Below are 19,471 nucleotides of genomic sequence, written 5' to 3' on the forward strand. Positions count from 1 at the left end.
GGCGGGGATCAGAACAGGTCGACCAAGACGATCTTGGCCGCGCCGACGGCCTCGGCGATCGAGGCCTGGACCTCGGCCGGAACCTCGCGGTTGACCCGCAGGACGACGGTGGCGCCTTCCTTGTCGACGTCCTGGCTCAGCTGCGCGGCGAGGATGTCGATATCGGCCTCGCCGAGCTTGGTGCCGATCTTGCCCAGCGCGCCCGGCTTGTCCTCGTAGTTCAGGACGGCCAGGTTCAGGCCCTCGGCGCGCATGTCGTAGTTGCGGCCGTTGATGTTGACGATCTTCTCGACCTGCTGCGGCTCGGTCACCGTGCCCGCCACGTTCAGGGTGCGGCCGTCGCCGAAGACGGCGCGCAGGTCGACCACGCTGCGGTGGCTCGGGCTCTCCGACGCGGTGGTGACCTCCGCGGTGATACCGCGGTCCTTGGCCATCGCGGGCGCGTTGACGAAGGTGACCTGGTCCTCGACGAGCGCCGAGAAGATGCCGCGCAGCGCCGAAAGCTCCAGCACCGCGACATCCTGGGCGGCCAGCTCGCCGCGCACCTGCACCTCGATGGAGACCGGCAGCTCACTGGAGACCGCACCGAGCAGGTGTCCCTGCTTCCGCACGACTTCGAGCCACGGCGCGACCTCGTCGCTCACGGCGCCGCCGGTCACGTTCACCGCACCCGGCACGAATTCGCCTGCCAGCGCGAGCAGTACGGACTTGGCGACATCGGTGCCCGCGCGGTCCTGCGCCTCGGAGGTGGACGCGCCGAGGTGCGGGGTCACCACGACCTGCGGGAGGTCGAACAGCGGGCTGTCGGTGCAGGGCTCGGTGTCGAACACGTCGAGACCGGCGGCGCGCACGTGGCCGGACTTGATCGCGTCGGCCAGCGCGGTCTCGTCGACCAGGCCACCGCGCGCGGCGTTGACGATGATGACGCCCGGCTTGGTCTTGGCGATGGCTTCCTTGCCGATGATGCCCTTGGTCTCCGGGGTCTTCGGCAGGTGGATGGAGATCAGGTCGGCACGCTCGAGCAGCTCGTCCAGGCTCAGCAGTTCGATGCCGAGCTGGGCGGCGCGGGCCGGCGAGACGTAGGGGTCGTACGCGACGATCTTGGTTTCGAAGGCGGCCAGGCGCGCGGCGAAGAGCTGGCCGATGCGGCCGAGGCCGACCACGCCGACGGTCTTGTCGAAGATCTCGACACCGTTGAACTTGCTGCGGGCCCAGGTGCGCTCGCGCAGGGTCGCATCGGCGGCCGGAACCTGGCGGGCCGCGGCGAGCAGCAGGGTGACCGCGTGCTCGGCGGCGGTGTGGATGTTCGAGGTGGGCGCGTTGACGACCATGACGCCGCGCTCGGTGGCCGCGGGCACGTCGACATTGTCGAGGCCGACGCCGGCGCGGGCGACGATCTTCAGGTTCTTCCCGGCCTCCAGCACCTCGGCATCGACCGTGGTCGCGGAACGCACGAGCAGTGCGTCGGCCTCCGGAACCGCGGCGAGTAGCGCCGGACGGTCGGGGCCGTCGACCCACCGAACCTCGACACCGTCACCGAGCGCGTCGACGGTCGACTGGGCGAGCTTGTCGGCGATCAGAACTACAGGACGGCCTGCTTGGCTCACTGTGGGTTACTCCTGGGGAAGGGGGTCGGCAATTACCGCCGACCAGCTTAGTCGGCACGATTTCGGGCCCCTTTACCCCCCGGTAGGCACCCGCCGTCAGTGTCGGTGGCCCGCGTCCGCCGGGACAACGGAAGGCCCCGCACCATCGGATGCGAGGCCTTCCACGGTGGTCACGACACTCATGTGGTCGGGACCCGATCGAATTATTCGACCGTTAAGCGACTCAGCCGCCGAAGGATCCCGTCCACAGGGTATTGAAAATACCGTGCAGAGCGGCACCGGCAGTGTCCAGGAGGCCGTTCAGGGCAGCGGAACCGGTGTCGATGATAACGGGGATCATATGAATTCCTCTTCGTTCGAAAATTATCCAGTCGAACTGGCTGACATGTGGCACATCGGCACCTCGACGAATTCGGTTACGGAATTCCGGGAATTAGTGATGCAGGACACGTCGGAGCTCCAGCTGTGAGCCAGGGCACGTCATACCCGTTGCACCCAGACCCAAAATCATGCTCTGACCTCGCAATATGCCGAATACTACGGCTGGACGCACGACCAACACGCAATTGTGAGAATTCTCTGAAGGAAATATGGCAGACGCCTGAGGAACCCGAGGTAGACGAATTATCGACCGGATACAGAAGACAGGACGACCACTCACGGAAACATCGATCGATATACCAGTAATTCAGGGTGGACTCCCGCGCTAATCGACCGGAAGACGTTCGTCGACGCCATCACGGGACCACAACAGGAACGGCCGCGCGAGGAACAAGCCGAGGGCGAGCAGCGCGGTACCGAAATACACCGGCAGCAAATGTATGAAAGCGGTGTAGTGGATCAGGAAATGCACGGTCAGCGCGCTGGCGGAGCCCGCGATGGTCGCCGCCAGCAACGCCCACCAGACCCACGCCTCGCCCTGTCGCCACCCCCACAATCCGATCAGCAAGATCGCCAGCCCCGTCGCCACCAGCGCCCCACCGAACCCGGCCCGGTCGTGTGCGATGAACGGCAGCAGATGCGCGTTGGCGGCGCGCAGGGCGGCGGCATCGGTCCGCAGGAAGCTCAGATCGGTCGGTACGAACACCACCGTCAACCCGACCACTGAGATGACGATGCCGCCGACCATCACGCCCGCGCCGGTTCTGATCATCAACAACTGACCGATCAACGCCCGCCTGCGCACCGGCTCCGGGCAGTCCGCGGGCGCCCGGCGACGCGCAGGCCCCGGCGTACGCCATACCGCGAGCAGGAACATCGGAAACAGCACCACCGTCACCGCGGTGTGCAGCGGCTCGACGAAACCGATGCCGAGGAAGTAGAAGAGCGTCGGGAACCCCACCAGCCCGGAGAGCAGCAATGCGTTGCGCGCCCAGACGCGGCCGAGTCGGATGCCGCCCCAGGCCAATCCGGTGTACAGCGCGCCGAGGGCGATCATATTGCCCGCCATGGTGATCCGATCGTGCTGCAAGAAATGCACCAGGTGATGGTTGATCCGGTGCAGGCCCGCCAGATCGGTGCCGAGGTAGTCGCGGTCGTACCAGAGCAGCACCGGGCCGAGTGTGATGGCGGCGGCGCCCAGGCCCGCCACCATCATCCCGACCCCGACGAGTACACCCCAGAACCAGGCCGGCCACCGGCGCGGATCCAGCGTGATATCGCGCAGCGTCGGCCCGGGCGGCGTAACGGGGGCGGCCGCCTCGATCACCCGCTGGAACCAGCCGGGCCCCGCCGCGATCAGCACGGTGGGCGTCGCGAGCACGGTCATAGCGGGGTCCGCGAGCGCGGCCACCGCATCCGCGATCGAAGGATCGGTCAGATAGCGCCTGTCCTCGGACTCCCCCACGATCACGCCGTCCACATCGGCGATCAGTTCGGCGCCGACCTCGGCATCGGTGACCCGCGCCAGCACCCGGCAGCGGCGTCCCGACGCGGCGGCGCGCACCGTCGCGAGATCGTCCGGGCCGACCGGGCCGACCTCGACGAAACCCGCGCCCTGCACCGGCAGTACCCGGATCGCGTTGCGCGCCACCGATACCGGCACCGCCGCACCGAATCGGCCTGCCCAGTCCGCGGGCAGTTCGGGATGGTCGAATACCCGCCGAATGGTCGCCGACCCGCCCGGGAGCGCGTTCAACATGGCGAGAAATCGCAGGGCGGCCCGTTGCGCGCGACGTTCGCCGAGTACGGCGTTCGCCAGCGGACGCAATGGGTGATAAGTCCAGTCCGGCACGCGCTCATCGTCACACACCCGTCCCGGGTGACGACGGCATGAGCGTCGGCCTGCTTCCCGCGTCCTGAAATCGAGCTGCACGCGGGGCGGCGTGCCGCCTAGCATCACTGCCATGGCTCTGCGCGCGATTCCCGATTCGATGGACCCGACCGTTGTCCGCTCCATCGATGACGAGTTGGCGCGGATCGAGCGCGACTACCGGGTATCGGTGCGGCTGGCCATCGAAAGTGGCAGCCGCGCCTGGGGATTCCCCTCCCCCGACTCGGACTACGACTGCCGGTTCGTGTACGTGGCGAGCCTGGACAGCTACCTGACACCGTGGCGGGAACGCGACGTGATCGAGACGCCGCTGGTCGGCCTGCTCGATGTCAACGGCTGGGATCTGACCAAGGCGCTGCGGCTGCTGGTCAACGGCAACGCCGTGCTCATCGAGTGGCTGATGTCGCCGATTGTGTACCGGGGCGACGCGAACTTCCGACAAGACCTGCGGGACTTGGCGAATCGGGTCGCCGACCGGAACAAGGTGGCGCGGCACTACCTGCACCTCGGCGTCAAGCAATGGGAGCTGGCCGAACACCATCGGTCGCTGAAGAAGGTGTTCTACTCGCTGCGTCCGGCCATGGCGCTGCGCTGGCTACGTGAACACCCGGACGCCGCGGTGGCGCCGATGCATCTGCCTACCTTGCTCGAACAGTGCGAGCTGCCAGGCGATCTCGTCGCCTCCGTCGCAGAGCTGACCGAACTCAAGTCGCGCACAAGGGAAATGGGCGGCGGCGAGCCTCCGCGTCCGATCGCGACGTTCATCACGGCCGAATTCGCTTCGGCCGTCGACGCTTTCCCGAAGACGCCGGACCGGGATATGGATCAGGTCAAGGCGCTGACCGCGGAGTTCTTCCGTGGTGAGGCGATGACAGTGGGCGCGGCCGGGTAGTCAGTCCACGATCCGGACGCCCACGGCCTCCGGCCCGGCCTTGACCTGGCGCAGCTCGAATTCGACCCGTTGTCCCGCCACCAGCGCGCGGAAGCCCGAGCCCTCCAGCTCGAGGTAATCCACGAATACATCCGGGCCGCCGCCGTCCTGTGCGATGAATCCGAACCCCTTCTCGGTGTCGAACCACTTCACCGTGCCGTGGATCATCGGTCGCGCTTCCTCCGTACCCGGCGCCGACCGCCCACTGCGGCCGTGCCCGATCGGTCCATGGTGACATGCGCCGATCGCGTGGCCGCATCCGGCTGTGCCCCAAGCGACTACCCTTCGGCGACCGCGTTCGCGTAGGCCTGTGCCAGCTGGTCGGCCGCGGTCGGCCGGGTCGGATCGGGGCGCGGGATGCCGAGGTGCGATTCGCGGAGTTCGTCCATGAAATCCGCCCACAATTCGGATCCGCCCTCCTCCAGCAGTTCGGCGCGAACCCGCAATCGCTTGGTGGTCGGACGGTGCCGCAATCCCCAGGCGCCCAGCTGCGCCATGATCGGGACCAGCTGGATCGCGGCCTCGGTGAGCCGGTACTCGGCCTTCTGGCCCCGGCCCACATCCTCGCGACTGAGCAGGCCCGCCGCGACCAGGCGCTTGAGCCGGTCGGACAGGATATTGCTGGCGATACCCTCCTCGGACCCGGCCAGCAGTTCCCGGAAGTGGCGACGATTACCGAACATCACGTCCCGCAGCACCAGCAGGGTCCACCGATCGCCGATCACCTCGATCGTGGCATTGATCGGGCAGCCCGAGCGTCCGTCGTCGCGCATGGTGCTCCTTCGTTCCGACAGCAACTACTGCTTGCAATATACAACCAGCCTACGGCTGATCGGTCGGGAGACAACCGGCGAAAAAGGGGACGGCCCCCGCACCGTGTCGGTGCGGGGGCCGTCGAAGCTTAGTCGCGTTCAGAGAACGCGGCCGTCAGAATCAGAGGACGCGGACGTCCTGAGCCTGCGGGCCCTTCTGACCCTGGCCGATCTCGAACTCCACGCGCTGACCCTCGTCGAGGGACCGGAAGCCCGAGCCGCTAACAGCCGAGTAGTGCACGAAGACGTCGGGGCCTCCACCGTCCTGCGCGATGAAGCCGAAGCCCTTCTCGCTGTTGAACCACTTCACAATGCCTTGAGCCATTTCATACTTTCTGTAGACGAGCCAGATTCTGACAACGGAATGTCCTGGTCTCGTAGATCAACGATGCCATGATCCGACGAATTCCTCCACATTCGGCACCCCCCACTGTGAGCTATCACTCTCCGGGTGCCGGTTGTATGCGCTACCTCCCATCGTTGTGACCGGCCTCGCGGGCGCCTTTTCACCGGTTCGGATTCATCGGTGACGCAGGTAGCGTAGCTGTAACGGCTTCGTCGCGTCGTATCCGGCCCGGCCGGAAAGATGTTGCGGCACACCGACTTCCCACCATGCTCCGGATTCGGTCCAGGCGGCCGGGGCGGTGCGGACCACAACCACCGCGGGACGCGATTCGGTGATCGCCGCGGCCCGCGCCCCCGCGTAGGCGTCGCGGAAGCCATCGAGATCGTGCGCGGAGAAGACCGAGCAACCCAGTGCGCGGGCATGCGCGGCGAAATCGACCCGGGGCGGCGCGGTGTGGTTGGTGCGACAGTCGGGGTAGAAGTTGTTGAAGGGAGCGCCACCCTGGCTCTCCTGGAGCCGGGCGATCACCGCGTAGCCGTCGTTATCGCAGACCACGGCCACGAATGGATGGCCGGCGAAGGCGGCCGAAAAGAGCTCGGAATTCAGCATCAGATACGAGCCGTCCCCGAGCATGGTGGTGACCAGACCCCCGTCGTGCGCCATGGCCGCGCCCCAGGCTCCCGCCAACTCGTAGCCCATACAGGAGAAGCCGTACTCCACATCCATCGTCGGCGCCCCGCCGTATGCGCGCCAACCGCCGATCAGCTCACCGGGCAATCCTCCGGAGGCGGTCATGACGTAATCGTTCGCGGCACTGAGCTCATTGACGACGCCGACTACCTGGGCGTACGTCGGCGACCCCGTGGTGGCCGCCCGGAGTTCATCGATGTACGCGTCCCAGGTGCCGCGTAGTTCGGCCGCGCGGCGCGTCCACTCCGGGTCGGCCCGCCACTGCGCAGGCGCGAGCTCGGGCACCGTAGCGGCGGCATCACCGACGACGGCTAGGGCGCCGTGCTTCACCGCGTCGAAACGCGCGGTATTGACGGTGATCAACCGGACATCGGGCCCGAAGAGCGACCAGGACGCGGTGGTGAAGTCCTGCAACCGGGTGCCGACAGCCAGTACCGTATCCGCTTCGGCGGCAAGGATATTCGCCGATTCCGAGCCGGTGATGCCGAGCGGGCCCGCGTAGAGCGGATGGTCGTGCGACACCAGGGTCCGGCCCGCGGTCGTCTCGGTCATCGGAATGCCGTGTCGTTCGGCGAATTCCACCGCTATCGCGGCCGCACCGGAATAGCGGACGCCACCACCGAGCACCAGCAACGGCCGCCGCGACGATGCCAGCGCCTGTGCGGCCGCGGCCACCTCATGAATATCCGCGCGGGGGCGCGGGATTCGATGCAGCACCGGTTCGAACAGCGCGTCCGGGTAGTCGAAGGTTTCGGCTTGGACATCCTGCGGCAGAGCCAGGATCACCGGTCCGGTCTCCGCCGGATCGGTGAGCACCCGCGCCACCTGGGGCAGGGTCGCGATCAGCTGCTCAGGGCGGGTGATTCTGTCGAAGTACCGGCTCACCGCGCGGAAGGCATCGTTCACCGTGGCGGTCGCATCGCCGAAGTTCTCCACCTGTTGCAGCACCGGATCCGGCGCGCGACCGGTGAAGGTGTCACCAGGAAGCAGCAGCAGCGGGAGGCGATTGGCGTGGGCGACACCGGCGGCGGTGACCATATTCAGCGCACCGGGACCGATCGAGGACGTCGCCACGCCCACCTGGCGGCGGTGGGTGGCCTTCGCGTAGCCGACGGCCGCCAGGGCCATGCCCTCTTCGGTATGTCCGCGCCAGACCGGGATCTCGGTACGCCGTTCCTGCAGGGCGGTACCCAGACCGAGCACATTGCCATGCCCGAAAATGGCGAAAACCGCCGGGAACATGGGGACTTCGCGACCGTCCAGGGTTTCCGAACGCTGGGCGATCAGCCAGGCGACCAGGGCCTGGGCGGTGGTCAGCTTCATTCGACCCGTCCTCGATAGTCGGTGGACGCATGCCGGGCGAGAGCCACGCTCATACTCGCCTGCCGTGATGATCGGTGACCGGACAGCGCGGGTCGCGGTATTCGTCGCGCCACTGTCCTCGAATCCAGCCGTGCGCGGGGTCGTCACAGAAAGCCATGGAGCGCTGCGGCGCCGGACCGGCGAGCACATTGAGGTAGTACATGGGATAGCCCGGTGCGGCGACGCACGGGCCGTGATAGCCGTGCGGGATCAGGAAGACGTCGCCGTCGCGGACCACGACGGTCTCGTCGAGTGCGCCGTCGACGGTGTAGGTCCGGTGCAGGCCGAAACCCTCCCGGGACGGGGTGATTCCGTCGCGGCCCGCGATACGGAAGTAGTAGATCTCCTCGTTGACGACCTCGCATTCACTCGCCTCGTCATGCTTGTGCGGTGGATAGGAGGACCAGTTGCCGTCGGGGGTGATGAGCTCGCAGGCGTTGAGTTTGTCGGCATGCTCCCAGACTCCGGGAACGCCGAAATTGGTGACCTGGCGGGTCGCGCTGCCCGCACCGCGGATCTCGACCGGAACCTCTTCGGCCGGGCCGTATTTCGGTGCGAGACGGCGCTCGCACCGGGCCATCGGGAGGGCGACCTCCAGGCCGGTCATGCTCGACAGCTCGACCTCGGCGTCGCGCGGTACATACACGAAGTCGGTCACCCTCGTGAAAACTGATTCACGGCCCCGCAATTCGAACGTCGAGCCATCGACGCGCACGGTGCCCGAACCGGCCAGCGGCAGCACGAAGGCCTCGAATTCGCCGGTGTGCAGGGCGCGTGAGGTACCGGGGGCAACGACGACCACCCGCAGCCCGGCGTAGCTCCATCCGGCGCCCTCGGGAGTCAGCAGCACCGGATCCGCTCCGTCGCCGAGTGTTCCGGCGGGTCGATGAAGGTTCATCCGATCTCCTCCCGCGCTACGCCCGCGACCGAACTGTGAAACCCGGCAGTTCGGCTCGGGAAGCAGCGGTGCACCGTCGCGGGGATCGGACGTGCGCGACAGGGGCTCATCGGGCCTCCTTCAGCATGCGAGCCGCGGCATCGACGGCCGCGGCGACATCGCCGTCCGGCGGATAGAGCAGCGTGCGACCGATGACCAAACCGCGGACCACGTCGTGGGTCAGCGCGCCGCCCCAGGCCGCGAGATCGGCGGCCGGGTCGCCGGAGGGGATGCCGCCCAGCACGACGACCGGCAGCGTGGTCGCATCCAGCACCGAGCTGTCCTCGGGTGCCGGGATTTTCAGCCAGGTGTAGGCGGAGGTGACACCGAGCCCGGAAGCGACCGTGATGGCGCGCGACAGCGAAGGCGCGTCCTTGCTCATGACCAGCTGGCCGGAGTCGTCGCGGTGGTATGGCAACGGTTCCACCATGGCCATCAGACCGTGCGCGGCCAGTTCCGACACGGCCTGGGCGCATGCGTGCAGGGTCGGGACGGTGCCCGGATCGGAATCGACCAGGCGCAGAAGCATTTTGCCGCCGTCGAGGCCGAACTTCACCAGGGCGTCGGCGTCGTAGCCGGTGAAGCGGTCGTCGATCTCCCACTCGGCGCCGGCCAAGCCACCGCGATTCATCGAACCGATCACCACCTTGTCGTCCAAGGCGTCCAGCAGCAGCAATTCCTCTACCACATCCGGGGATCCGAGCACACCGTCCACGGCCGGATCGGCCAGGGCGACCAGCAGCCGCTCCAGCAGGGTCCTCCGATCTGCCATCGCCGTTCGATCCGAACCGACGCCGAGCGCGCCCCTGGCCGGATGGTCGGCGGCAACCAGGAAGAGTGTCTGTTTGTCCGCCAGCAGCGTCCGGCGACGGATCCGCTTCGAGTAGGCCCGGTCCACCGCCGCCGGATCGGTCGCGCGGACGCGCAACAGCTCCCGCCAGCGCTCATCGGTCAGATACATCGCACCTCCTCGGTCTCGATCGGTCATGCGCGGCACGGCCTCTGTTCTACGCGTCCACTTTTCGCCCTCACGTGCGAAAATCCGACAGTTCTGCCGAATGATGTCCGCCCAGCGCGGTCCACCGGCTCATCCACACAGCAACTCCTCGATCTCCGCGCTCGTCGGCATCGCGTCGGCGCAGGCGAGTCGCGACGCCACCAGTGCACCCGCCGCATTGGCGAAGGTCGCGATGCGATGCGGACCCCAGCCCGCCAGCAGTCCGTGGATCAGTGCGCCGCCGAATCCATCGCCCGCGCCGAGCCCGCACACCACCTCGACCGGGCACGGCGGCACGGTCCAGCGTTCGTGTTCGGTGGCGACGAGCACCCCCTCGGCGCCGCGCTTGATCACCGCCAGGCGCACGCCGCGACCCAGCAGCCGGTCGGCCGCCGCATCCGGATCCGCGGTACCGACGGCCACCCGCGCCTCGGTGCGGTTGCCGACCACCACGTTCACGTGATCGAGCATCCAGCCGATCTCTGTTCGGGCGGTTGTCTCGTCCGGCCAGAACATGGGCCGGTAGTCGAGGTCCAAGACGGTATGCCCCCGGCGGGCGCGGCGCTCCAGGATCGCGCGCTGCGTCGTACGACCGGGTTCGGCGCTGACACCGGTGCCGGTCACCCACAGCAGCGGCACCGAATCCACTACATCCCATGGCACTTCGCCCGGTTCCAGCGTGAGATCCGGCGCGATGGGCGCGCGATAGAAGAGCAACGGCGGATCCGCGGGCGGGGTCAGTTCGCAGAAGACCACCGGGGTGAGAAGATTCGGCGCGGTGCCGACGTAGCGGGCGCAGACGCCGAAATCCTCCAGGGCACCGCGGACGTAATCGCCGAACCCATCGGGACCGACCTTCGTCAGTACCGCACTGCGCCTGCCGAGCCGCGACGCCGCGACGGCGACATTGGTTGCCGTGCCGCCCAGCGACTTTGCGAACGTCTCGACCTCGGCGAGCCGGACGCCGCTCTGCTGTGGGTACAGATCCACGCCGACTCTGCCGATGGTCAATGCTTCCAAGCCGGTCATCGCACCACCGCCATTGCGCACCTGCTCACGGGGCCACCACTCTTTCCAGTTCGTGCCGCAGCGCATCGAGTTCCGCGCCACCGGCCATCTGCCGGGTCAGCTCCTGCACATCGATGTCGGACTTCGCATAGGAACCGAGCACACTGCCGCGCTCGAGTAGCAGGAAGCGGTCGCCGACCGGATAGGCGTGGTGTGGGTTGTGGGTGATCAACACGACGCCGAGCCCGCGATCTCGAGCCTGCACGACATACCGCAACACCACGCCCGCTTGCTTCACGCCCAGCGCAGCGGTCGGCTCGTCCAGGATCAGCACCCTGGCCCCGTAATGCACCGCGCGGGCAATGGCCACGCACTGGCGTTGACCGCCGGACAGCGTCCCGACCGGCTGCTCCATATCGCGGATATCGATTCCCATATCCGCCAAACCCTGCCGCGCGATCTCGCGGCCCTTGCGCCGGTCCAGCAGCTGAAACGGGCCGTAGCCGACGGTCGGCTCCGAGCCGAGCACGAAATTGCGCCACACACTCATCAACGGCACCACCGCGAGATCCTGGTAGACCGTCGCGATGCCACGATCCAAAGCCGCACGCGGCGAGGACAATCGGACCGGCTCACCATCGATGCGCAGCTCGCCGCGATCGTGCTGGTGTACCCCGGCCAGAATCTTGATGAGCGTCGACTTACCCGCGCCGTTGTCGCCGAGCACGCAGGTGACCTCCCCGGCATTCACCACCGTGGAAACATCCCGCAGCGCAACGACACCGCCGTAGCTCTTGCCGATATCAATCGCTTCGATCAGTGGGACATGCCCGCCCGCCTCCCGGCCACCGCCCCCTATCGAATCGCGCGATACCGCATTCATCGGCGTACCCTTTCGGCTCGCTTCTGGAATCTGTTGTTCACCAGCACCGCGGCCAGCAGCAGCACGCCCAGGAACAGCATGAACCAGTCACTGTCCCACCGGGCGAACACGATGCCCTGCCGCGCCATGCCGAAAATGAGCGCACCGATCGCGGCGCCGATCGCCGAGCCGAAGCCCCCGGTGAGCAGACACCCGCCGACTACGGCCGCGATGATGTAGTGCAGTTCGAGTCCGACGCCCTGATTCGCCTGCACGCTGCCGAAGCGCAGGATATTGCAGGAGCCGACCACCCAACCGGCGAAGGCGGTGGTCATGAACAGCAGGATCTTGGTGCGGTCCGCGGGGACCCCTACCGCCCGCGCGCTGGTCAGCGAACCGCCTACCGCGAAGATCCAGTTACCGAACTTGGTGCGCACCAGCACCAGCGAGGCCAGTGCGGTCAGCACGATCCACCAGACCACCGACGCCTGAATACGCGCGTCGCCGATATTCAAAGTCGAGGCGAAGACCCAGCCCGCCGATTCGTAGCCGTCGGCGCTGCGCACCCCGGACACCTGCACGGTATCGGTAACCAGCCGGGTCACACCGAGATTCAGGCCCTGCAACGCCAGGAAGGTGCCGAGGGTGACGATGAAACTCGGTAGCCCGGTGCGCACGACGACCCAGCCGTTGAACGCGCCCACGGTCAGCGCGAACACCAGCGAGACCAGCAGCGCGAACCAGACGTTCCAGCCCGCCTCCACCGCCAACAGCGCGGTGACCAGCGCCGTGGACGCGGTCAGCACGCCCGCCGACAGATCGAACTCACCGCCGATCATCAACAGCGCCACCGCGACCGCCATGATGCCCAGCGTGGACGAATCGTCCAACCAGGTCGCGACGCCCAGCGGGCTGAGGAAGCGGTCGGTAATGATCGAGAAGAAGACGAACACCAGCAGGGCGCCCAGTGCGGCGCCGATCTCGGGCCGCACCGCCAGCCGCTGTAGCAGCGCGGGTCCCGCGGGCTCCGGGACGGGCGTTGTTTCCGAGGTTTTCGTGGCAGTGGTCATTTCATCCGCTCCTGGCCTCACCGGGTGCCCTGGGCCACGAGCGTGGCGACGGCGTCGACATTGTTCTTGTCGACGAACCCGGGCCCGGTCTGCACCGGTGCGCCGCCACCGACGGTGTTCAGATTGGTTCGATACAGCTGCAACAGCACGATCGGCAGATAACCCTGCTCGTACTGCTGCTGGTCCACGGCGAACAGCAGCTTGCCCGCCCGAATCGCCTCGACCACATCGGTATTGAGGTCGAAGGTGGCCACCGTCGCGGCCGAACGCGATTCCTGCACGGCATCCACCGCGCGGGCGGCGACCTGGGAGTTCAGGGTGAGTACGGCGTCGATGGACCGATCGGCCTCCAGCGCGCCCTTGATCCGCGACTGAGCGTCGGTCGGATTGTTGATATCGACCTGCAATGTGGCGGCATTGCCGAAAGCCTTTGTGGCGCCGTCACATCGCTGGTTGGCGCCGATATTGCCCGCCTCGTGGATGACGCACAACATCTTCGTGCGGCCCGCGTCGGCGAGTCGCTTACCCGCGGCCTGCCCCGCCAGCGCCTCGCTCTGCCCCACATGGGCGGCCGCGCCGAACTTCGCGCTGTCACTCTCGCCGGAATTGATGGTGATGACCGGAATGCCCACCGCGACGGCCCGTTCGATCGAGGGGCGCAATGCCTCGGGGTTGGCCATCGATACCACCAACCCGTCCACGCCCTGCGCGATCGCGTTATCGATCAGCTTGGCCTGCTGGCCGGGGTCACCGGAGGAGTTGTACTCGACGCCGACACCCAACTCCTTACCCGCCGCCTCGGCGCCGTTCTTCACCACATTCCAGAACGCGTCGCCGGGGCTGCCGTGGGTGACCACCGCGACCGACTCCAATTTCCCTGCGGCAACCGGGGATTGGGTCGGGGCGGGAACATCGGCCCCCGGTCCGCTGCATGCCGCGAGCAGCGCGGCGATCGCCAGCCACGGCAGCAGACGTGCGGCACTCGACCTTCCGGTAGTGAAACGCCGATTGCCGTGCGGTGCTATGCCATTCGATTGCGCGGTCGCACCCACGCGTCCCGAGAACCCGGGAATCCAAACTCTTCTACCGGATCCGGGACCACGTTGTGATCGCACAGGCATCGTTGTCATCACTTCCCTACCGAATATGTGCCGAGATCAGCGCGGCACCGATGTCCGCGAGGTGACGCAGGCTGCGGCTGGTGTCCCGGCTCGGCGACTGCCCCGAATCGTCCGGGCCCAAGGCCGTGTCCTGCTCGATGACGTACCAGCCGCGGTATCCGCCCGCGTGCATCTCGCGCACCAGTGCGGAGATGTCGACATCGCCGTCACCCAGCGGGACATAGAGTCCGCGGCGCACGGCCTCGCTGTATTCGATTCCGCCCCCGCGTATTTCATCGGCAACGGCGGCACGAACATCCTTGAGATGGATATGGCCGATGCGAACGGCGTGCCGCCGCGCCAATCGGACCGGGTCGGTGCCGCCGATCAGCAGATGCCCGGTGTCGAGGCAGATATCGAGATCGGAGTCGGCGAGGAAGCGCTCGACCTCGTCCTCGCGTTCGACATGGGTGCCGACATGCGGATGCAGCACGGCGCGCAGTCCGTATTCGGCGGCGACGTCACGGATGGCGGCCGCGGTACCGACGAGGGTCCGCCACTCGGAGTCGGTGAGCCGCGGGCGGGTGTCATAGCCGTCCAGCCCGGTCGCGGCCGCGAGCACCAGCACCTCGGCGCCGGTCGCGGCGAACAGGGCGGCGGTGTCCCGTGCGGTATCGACCGCCCCCGCGGGCTCGCGGTGCAGGGTGAGGGCGAGGAACCCACCGATCGCCGCGATGCCGTAGCCGTCGAGCAGGGTGCGCAGTCGGACCGGATCGCGGGGTAGATAACCCGGTGGGCCCAGCTCCGTCGCGGTGAGCCCGAGCGCGGCCATCTCCGACAGCACGGTCCGCGGGTCGAGCACACGACCCCAGCCGGGGACTTCGCAGACTCCCCAGGAGATCGGCGCGGCCGCGATGCGCAGCGCGGTGAGCGGTTCGGGCCCGCCCGTCATCGAGTCACTGCGCGGCGCTGTGTTCATCGGGACTCTCCGACCTTCGACGTGGAGTGTGACTCAGGACTATTGGAGCGCTCCAACTATGTAACGAAGGCCACAGTGTGTCAAGGGGGTCGATCACCGGCGATTTGCCTCCTCTCACCTCGGAAAATGTTGACCTACAGGCAAAATGCCGCCGGACCGAAGTGGCGAGTTCGTCCGATTAGAGCGCTCTATTGATTGGCACGCGCCAACCTTGTAACGTCCGTCACGGTAGGCAGGACCGGACCAGGAGCGGAGGTGAAATGGCGCGACCGACCATGGAAGACGTCGCCGCTCGCGCAGGCGTCTCACGGGCCCTGGTCTCACTCGTCATGCGCGACTCCCCCAAGGTCAGCGCGCACCGCCGCCGCGCCGTCCTCGCCGCCGCGAAAGATCTCGGCTACCAGCCGCACACCATGGCCCGCTCGCTGGCCAGCCGCACCTCCAATATCGTCGGGGTCATGGTCTCCGACCTGCGCAACGCCTTCTTCGCCGATGTGGTCGAGGGGATGGACGCCGCCGCACAGGACGCGGGCTTCGAACTCATCCTCAACACCGGCCGCCGCAGCGCCGCCCGGGAACGCACCGCGCTGGAAAGCCTGCTCGCCTTCCGCCCCGGCGGCATCATCCTGCTGTCGCCCGTACTGCCCGCCGCGGCCATTCGGCAAGCGGCACAACAGGGTCCGGTCGTGCTGGTGTCGCGCAGCTCCACCGTCGCCGATATCGACACCGTCAACGACGACGGCGATATCGGCGCCGCGCTCGCCGTCGACCACCTGGTCGCCCTCGGCCACCGCCGCATCGTGCACCTCGACGGCGGCGCCGCCTTCACCTCCGCCGCTCGCCGGCGCGGCTACCGCACCGCCATGCAACGACACGGCCTGGAACCGATGGTGGTCCCCAGCGAGCACACCGACTCCGCGGGCATGGCCGCCGTGCGGAAGCTGCTCAATCTCTTCTCCCGCGACACCTTCCCCACCGCACTGATCTGCGGTAACGACTTCAACGCCGTCGGCGCCATGTCCGCCCTCGAAGAAGCGGGTCTGCGGGTGCCGCACGACGTCTCCATCGTCGGCTACGACAACACCTCGCTCGCCGCACTCCGCCACATCTCCCTCACCACGATCGACCAGCCCCGCATCCAGATGGGCAGACTGGCCGTCGAAGCACTCGCCGAACGCCTGCGCGACGGCCGCACCGACCCGGTCCGCCGCCGCGTGGAACCCTCGCTCGTCGTCCGCGCGACCACCGCCGCACCCACCAACTGAACCGGTCCCACCGCCGTTCGCGGGTGGGCACACCGATCACCACCACACCAGCAGGAGGAGAGTCGATGACACACGACCGCACCGTCACCCTTGGCCTGGCAGGTACCGGGCGCATTGGCACCTCACATGCCGAAACCCTCAAGAATCTCCCCCATATCGACCGAGTCCTGGTCGCCGACATCGACGCTCCCCGCGCCCGCGAAGCCGCCGCCAAACTCGGCGTCGAAGCCCTCCCCGACATCGACACCCTGCTCGCCGCCGACCTCACCGGCCTCGTCATCGCCACCGCCACCGATTCCCACCCCGAACTCATCACCCGCGCCGTCGACCGCGGCATCCCCGTCTTCTGCGAAAAACCCGTCGCCGCCGACATCCATGGCACCCTCGCCGTCCTCGAACACCTCGAAAACTCCACCGTCCCCGTCCAAATCGGCTTCCAACGCCGCTTCGACGCCGGCTACCGCGCCGCCCGCGCCGCCGTCACCTCCGGCGACCTCGGCTGGCTGCACACCCTGCGCGCCACCACCCTCGACCCCACACCCCCACCCGCCGACTACATCCCCCGCTCCGGCGGCCTCTTCCGCGACTGCGGCGTCCACGATTTCGACATCATCCGCTGGGTCACCGGCCGCGAGATAGTGGAGGTCTACGCCGTCGGCGCCAACCGCGGCGACCAATTCTTCGTCGACGCGGGCGACGTCGACACCGCCGCGGTCGTCTCGACCCTCGACGACGGCACCCTCGCCACTATCTCCCTCACCCGATACAACGGGGCGGGCTACGACGTCCGGCTGGAGGTTTTGGGCTCCAAAGGCAACGCCATCGTCGGTCTCGACGACCGCGCACCCCTCCGCTCGGTCGAACCGGACTACTCCGGATCCGTCTTCCCCGCCTATCCCAGTTTTATGGAGCGCTTCCGGCAGGCATACACCGACGAACTGGCCGCCTTCGTCGCCGTCGCGACCGGGGATCTGGAAAGCCCGTGCAGTCCATCCGACGCGCTCGAGGCCTTCTACATCGCCGAAGCCTGCGAACTCTCACGCCGTGAGCGCCGACCGGTGCGGGTGGCGGAGGTTCGGAAGTAGGGCGCATTGGGCTACGCGGACAGTTTTGACGCCACTTCCACAGTTTTCGGGGACTTCGCATGAAAACTGTCCGCCCACTACAGTTCTCCCCAGCCCCGAACCTTTCCACAGGCGAACCTTCCCCCTGGTCAATTCTGAAGTGCACCCGCACCGCTACGGCATCGTGCACCCATGAGCTACATACGCACCCGAAGCGAGCTGCTTGCTGAAGGGGTGCCTTCGGCGACGATCGATGAGCGCTGTCGTCGCGGAATGTATACCCGGTTGCTGCCCCGCACATACTGTCTCGGGGCTCCCACCGCGCTGGCACGGTGTACGGCGATCGTCGCATGGCTACCGGCGGCCCGTTTGAGCCACCGCACAGCAGCCTGGCTCCGTAATATGCTGCCCGAACCCGACATCCTCGAGGCCACGGTGCCCCCCGCGATACATCGCAAGACTCCCGACTGGCTCGCGCTGTACCGTCGCGATCTTCCTTTCGAGGTCCACGATGAGATGTGGGACCTGCCCACCGTCAGTGCGGCCCAAACGCTGCTCGATTGCGCGGCGGTCCTACCCTGTGACGACGCGGCCCGGCTGATCGACGACAACGTCGGCCGTACCGTCGCGGCCCGCGACATCCTCGAGCTCTGCCGTGCAGGTCGGCGCGGTTCCCCCGCCGCACGAAAGCAACTCGGCGAAGCTGCCATCCACGCCGCGTCCGAACCGGAACGACTGTTCGCTCGAGCCCTGGCCCGACGACACGTACACCTGCTGCCCAACCATCCGATCGGCCCCTACGTCTGCGATCTGGTAGACGAACGTTCACGCACGATCGTCGAGATCGATGGCCGCGAATTCCACAGCGAGCCCGGAGTATTCCGCCGTGACCGCCGCCGCCAGAACCGACTGTTACTCGACCGATGGCTGATTCTCCGCTACGCCGCCGCGGATGTGTACACCGCGCTCGACGCCTGCGCGGACGAGGTAGCCGCGGTGGTCCGGCGGCGGCGAGCATCCCGACCGGGCTGAGCGGACAGTCCCACGCCCAATTGCCCGATTCCCGGTCCGCGGCCGTCGAAACTGTCCGCGCAGACCAGCCCACAACCGCCCAATGTGATCCTCCGCGACTCACTGCCCCTGTGAACATGGCACACTCCACTTGTGGACCTTGGGGAGGAAAAGGAGCTGCGGAGGCGGATCTTCGAGCGACTGGATGAGGAAGTCGCCGAGAAGGGTTCGCTGACCCGAGATCAGCTCACCAGTTTTGACGTCGATGGCACTGCGTACCGCCTGATCGATCGCAACAAGGGGATATGGAATCCTCGAGCGTTCGCGGCAACCGTGTCCATCCTCACGAAGCCTGACAGTAACTATCACGACAAGGAAGTAGGTGAGTCCCGCTACGCCTACGCATACCGGGAAGGGAACCATAACGGTGACAACGCGAAGTTGCGGCGCGCCTTCGAGCTGGAACTCCCCATCATCTGGCTGCGCTGGATCAAGGTTGGAACGTTGATCCGCTTCGTTCCCGTGTACCCGGTCTACGTCGTCGCGGACGACTCTGCGAATGCACAATTCATCCTCGCACTGGATCCGAATCTCCAACCTGTGGCCGACGGCCACCAAGACCCGATCAAACGCGCATACGCCGAACGGACCGCCCGACAGCGCCTGCACCAGCCCCAGTTCCGCGGCCGAGTCCTCCTCGCCTACGAGACCCGATGCGCCGTATGTAACTTGGGGCATGGGCAACTCCTCGACGCTGCACACATCATTGGCGATACCGAAGAGCGCGGCACAGCCGAGGTCGACAACGGGCTTTGCCTCTGCAAGATCCACCATGCTGCTTACGATGCAAATCTGCTCGGCATATCACCCGCGGGCAAAATCCATATCGGGACCAAGCTCATGGCGGATCCCGGCGACAGTCCGACGCTCAAATACGCCCTGAAAGAAATGGATGGCGCGGACATCTTCAGGCCCCGTCGACAGGCCGATCAGCCTTCGCCGGAACGGTTGGCGGAGCGGTTTGCCGATTTCGAAGAAACCAATAACAGCGGGGCTACCTACGATCAGTCCTGGCCGGCCCAGCCGGTTTCGGTGCTCCGGGTCCAGCAAGCCTTCGACCCCGCCGACGGCTCCCCGACGCAATAGTGACTGTCCGTT

The 19,471-nt window shown here is 67.0% G+C and carries 19 protein-coding genes; 5 read left to right on the plus strand and 14 right to left on the minus strand.

Annotation, left to right across the window (positions count from 1 at the left end; genetic code table 11):
• Positions 1 to 8: 8 nt before the first annotated feature.
• From serA to AB0H61_RS05750, 3 genes are all read right to left on the minus strand, one after another.
• Complete coding sequence (gene serA, locus AB0H61_RS05740; RefSeq protein WP_357299601.1) at positions 9 to 1,607, minus strand: phosphoglycerate dehydrogenase; 1,599 nt, start codon at positions 1,605 to 1,607, stop codon at positions 9 to 11.
• 223 nt (positions 1,608 to 1,830) lie between these two features.
• Complete coding sequence (locus AB0H61_RS05745; RefSeq protein ID WP_357299604.1) at positions 1,831 to 2,001, minus strand: hypothetical protein; 171 nt, start codon at positions 1,999 to 2,001, stop codon at positions 1,831 to 1,833.
• A gap of 312 nt (positions 2,002 to 2,313) precedes the next feature.
• Complete coding sequence (locus AB0H61_RS05750; protein WP_357299606.1) at positions 2,314 to 3,840, minus strand: hypothetical protein; 1,527 nt, start codon at positions 3,838 to 3,840, stop codon at positions 2,314 to 2,316.
• A gap of 112 nt (positions 3,841 to 3,952) precedes the next feature.
• Here AB0H61_RS05750 and AB0H61_RS05755 point away from each other — a divergent pair, with 112 nt between their 5' ends.
• The gene (locus AB0H61_RS05755; protein ID WP_357299608.1) at positions 3,953 to 4,771 is read left to right on the plus strand and encodes a nucleotidyltransferase domain-containing protein; all 819 of its coding nucleotides are present in this window, start codon (positions 3,953 to 3,955) and stop codon (positions 4,769 to 4,771) included.
• Here the strand turns inward: AB0H61_RS05755 and AB0H61_RS05760 are convergent, their stop codons facing one another.
• From AB0H61_RS05760 to AB0H61_RS05810, 11 genes are all read right to left on the minus strand, one after another.
• Complete coding sequence (locus AB0H61_RS05760; protein ID WP_357299611.1) at positions 4,772 to 4,978, minus strand: cold-shock protein; 207 nt, start codon at positions 4,976 to 4,978, stop codon at positions 4,772 to 4,774.
• A 110-nt stretch (positions 4,979 to 5,088) separates the two neighbouring features.
• The gene (locus AB0H61_RS05765; protein ID WP_357299614.1) at positions 5,089 to 5,583 is read right to left on the minus strand and encodes a helix-turn-helix domain-containing protein; all 495 of its coding nucleotides are present in this window, start codon (positions 5,581 to 5,583) and stop codon (positions 5,089 to 5,091) included.
• 160 nt (positions 5,584 to 5,743) lie between these two features.
• Positions 5,744 to 5,947 carry a cold-shock protein gene (locus AB0H61_RS05770; RefSeq protein WP_014987157.1) on the minus strand — a complete coding sequence of 68 codons (204 nt, stop codon included), beginning with the start codon at positions 5,945 to 5,947 and terminating at the stop codon, positions 5,744 to 5,746.
• Between the two features lie 195 nt (positions 5,948 to 6,142).
• On the minus strand, positions 6,143 to 7,981 hold the full coding sequence (gene iolD, locus AB0H61_RS05775; protein ID WP_357299617.1) for a 3D-(3,5/4)-trihydroxycyclohexane-1,2-dione acylhydrolase (decyclizing): 1,839 nt from the start codon (positions 7,979 to 7,981) through the stop codon (positions 6,143 to 6,145).
• A 49-nt stretch (positions 7,982 to 8,030) separates the two neighbouring features.
• Complete coding sequence (iolB, locus tag AB0H61_RS05780; protein ID WP_357299619.1) at positions 8,031 to 8,918, minus strand: 5-deoxy-glucuronate isomerase; 888 nt, start codon at positions 8,916 to 8,918, stop codon at positions 8,031 to 8,033.
• A gap of 106 nt (positions 8,919 to 9,024) precedes the next feature.
• Entirely contained in the window at positions 9,025 to 9,918 is an 894-nt protein-coding gene (locus AB0H61_RS05785; protein ID WP_357299621.1) for an aldolase, read from the minus strand.
• 126 nt (positions 9,919 to 10,044) lie between these two features.
• Positions 10,045 to 10,983, minus strand: coding sequence for a 5-dehydro-2-deoxygluconokinase (gene iolC, locus AB0H61_RS05790; RefSeq protein ID WP_357299623.1), 939 nt, complete (start codon positions 10,981 to 10,983; stop codon positions 10,045 to 10,047).
• Between the two features lie 25 nt (positions 10,984 to 11,008).
• Complete coding sequence (locus AB0H61_RS05795) at positions 11,009 to 11,845, minus strand: ATP-binding cassette domain-containing protein (protein ID WP_357299625.1); 837 nt, start codon at positions 11,843 to 11,845, stop codon at positions 11,009 to 11,011.
• On the minus strand, positions 11,842 to 12,894 hold the full coding sequence (locus AB0H61_RS05800) for an ABC transporter permease (protein WP_357299627.1): 1,053 nt from the start codon (positions 12,892 to 12,894) through the stop codon (positions 11,842 to 11,844). The genes AB0H61_RS05795 and AB0H61_RS05800 overlap by 4 nt, the downstream gene beginning before the upstream one ends.
• A gap of 17 nt (positions 12,895 to 12,911) precedes the next feature.
• Positions 12,912 to 13,946 carry a sugar ABC transporter substrate-binding protein gene (locus AB0H61_RS05805; protein WP_357299629.1) on the minus strand — a complete coding sequence of 345 codons (1,035 nt, stop codon included), beginning with the start codon at positions 13,944 to 13,946 and terminating at the stop codon, positions 12,912 to 12,914.
• A gap of 85 nt (positions 13,947 to 14,031) precedes the next feature.
• Positions 14,032 to 14,973 (minus strand): TIM barrel protein, encoded by a 942-nt coding sequence (locus AB0H61_RS05810; RefSeq protein WP_357299631.1) that lies wholly within the window; start codon positions 14,971 to 14,973, stop codon positions 14,032 to 14,034.
• Positions 14,974 to 15,233: 260 nt separating this feature from the next.
• Here AB0H61_RS05810 and AB0H61_RS05815 point away from each other — a divergent pair, with 260 nt between their 5' ends.
• The 4 genes from AB0H61_RS05815 (at position 15,234) to AB0H61_RS05830 (ending at position 19,459) form a co-directional block, all read left to right on the plus strand.
• Entirely contained in the window at positions 15,234 to 16,238 is a 1,005-nt protein-coding gene (locus tag AB0H61_RS05815; protein ID WP_357299633.1) for a LacI family DNA-binding transcriptional regulator, read from the plus strand.
• Positions 16,239 to 16,303: 65 nt separating this feature from the next.
• The gene (locus AB0H61_RS05820) at positions 16,304 to 17,323 is read left to right on the plus strand and encodes a Gfo/Idh/MocA family oxidoreductase (RefSeq protein ID WP_357299635.1); all 1,020 of its coding nucleotides are present in this window, start codon (positions 16,304 to 16,306) and stop codon (positions 17,321 to 17,323) included.
• A gap of 381 nt (positions 17,324 to 17,704) precedes the next feature.
• Positions 17,705 to 18,334: a DUF559 domain-containing protein gene (locus tag AB0H61_RS05825; RefSeq protein ID WP_357299638.1), complete on the plus strand. Its 630-nt coding sequence runs from the start codon at positions 17,705 to 17,707 to the stop codon at positions 18,332 to 18,334.
• Positions 18,335 to 18,466: 132 nt separating this feature from the next.
• Positions 18,467 to 19,459, plus strand: a complete 993-nt coding sequence (locus AB0H61_RS05830) for an HNH endonuclease (RefSeq protein WP_357299640.1) — start codon at positions 18,467 to 18,469, stop codon at positions 19,457 to 19,459.
• Positions 19,460 to 19,471 lie beyond the last annotated feature (12 nt).

It is taken from the genome of Nocardia sp. NPDC050710, assembly GCF_040654375.1.
Classification (GTDB): domain Bacteria; phylum Actinomycetota; class Actinomycetes; order Mycobacteriales; family Mycobacteriaceae; genus Nocardia.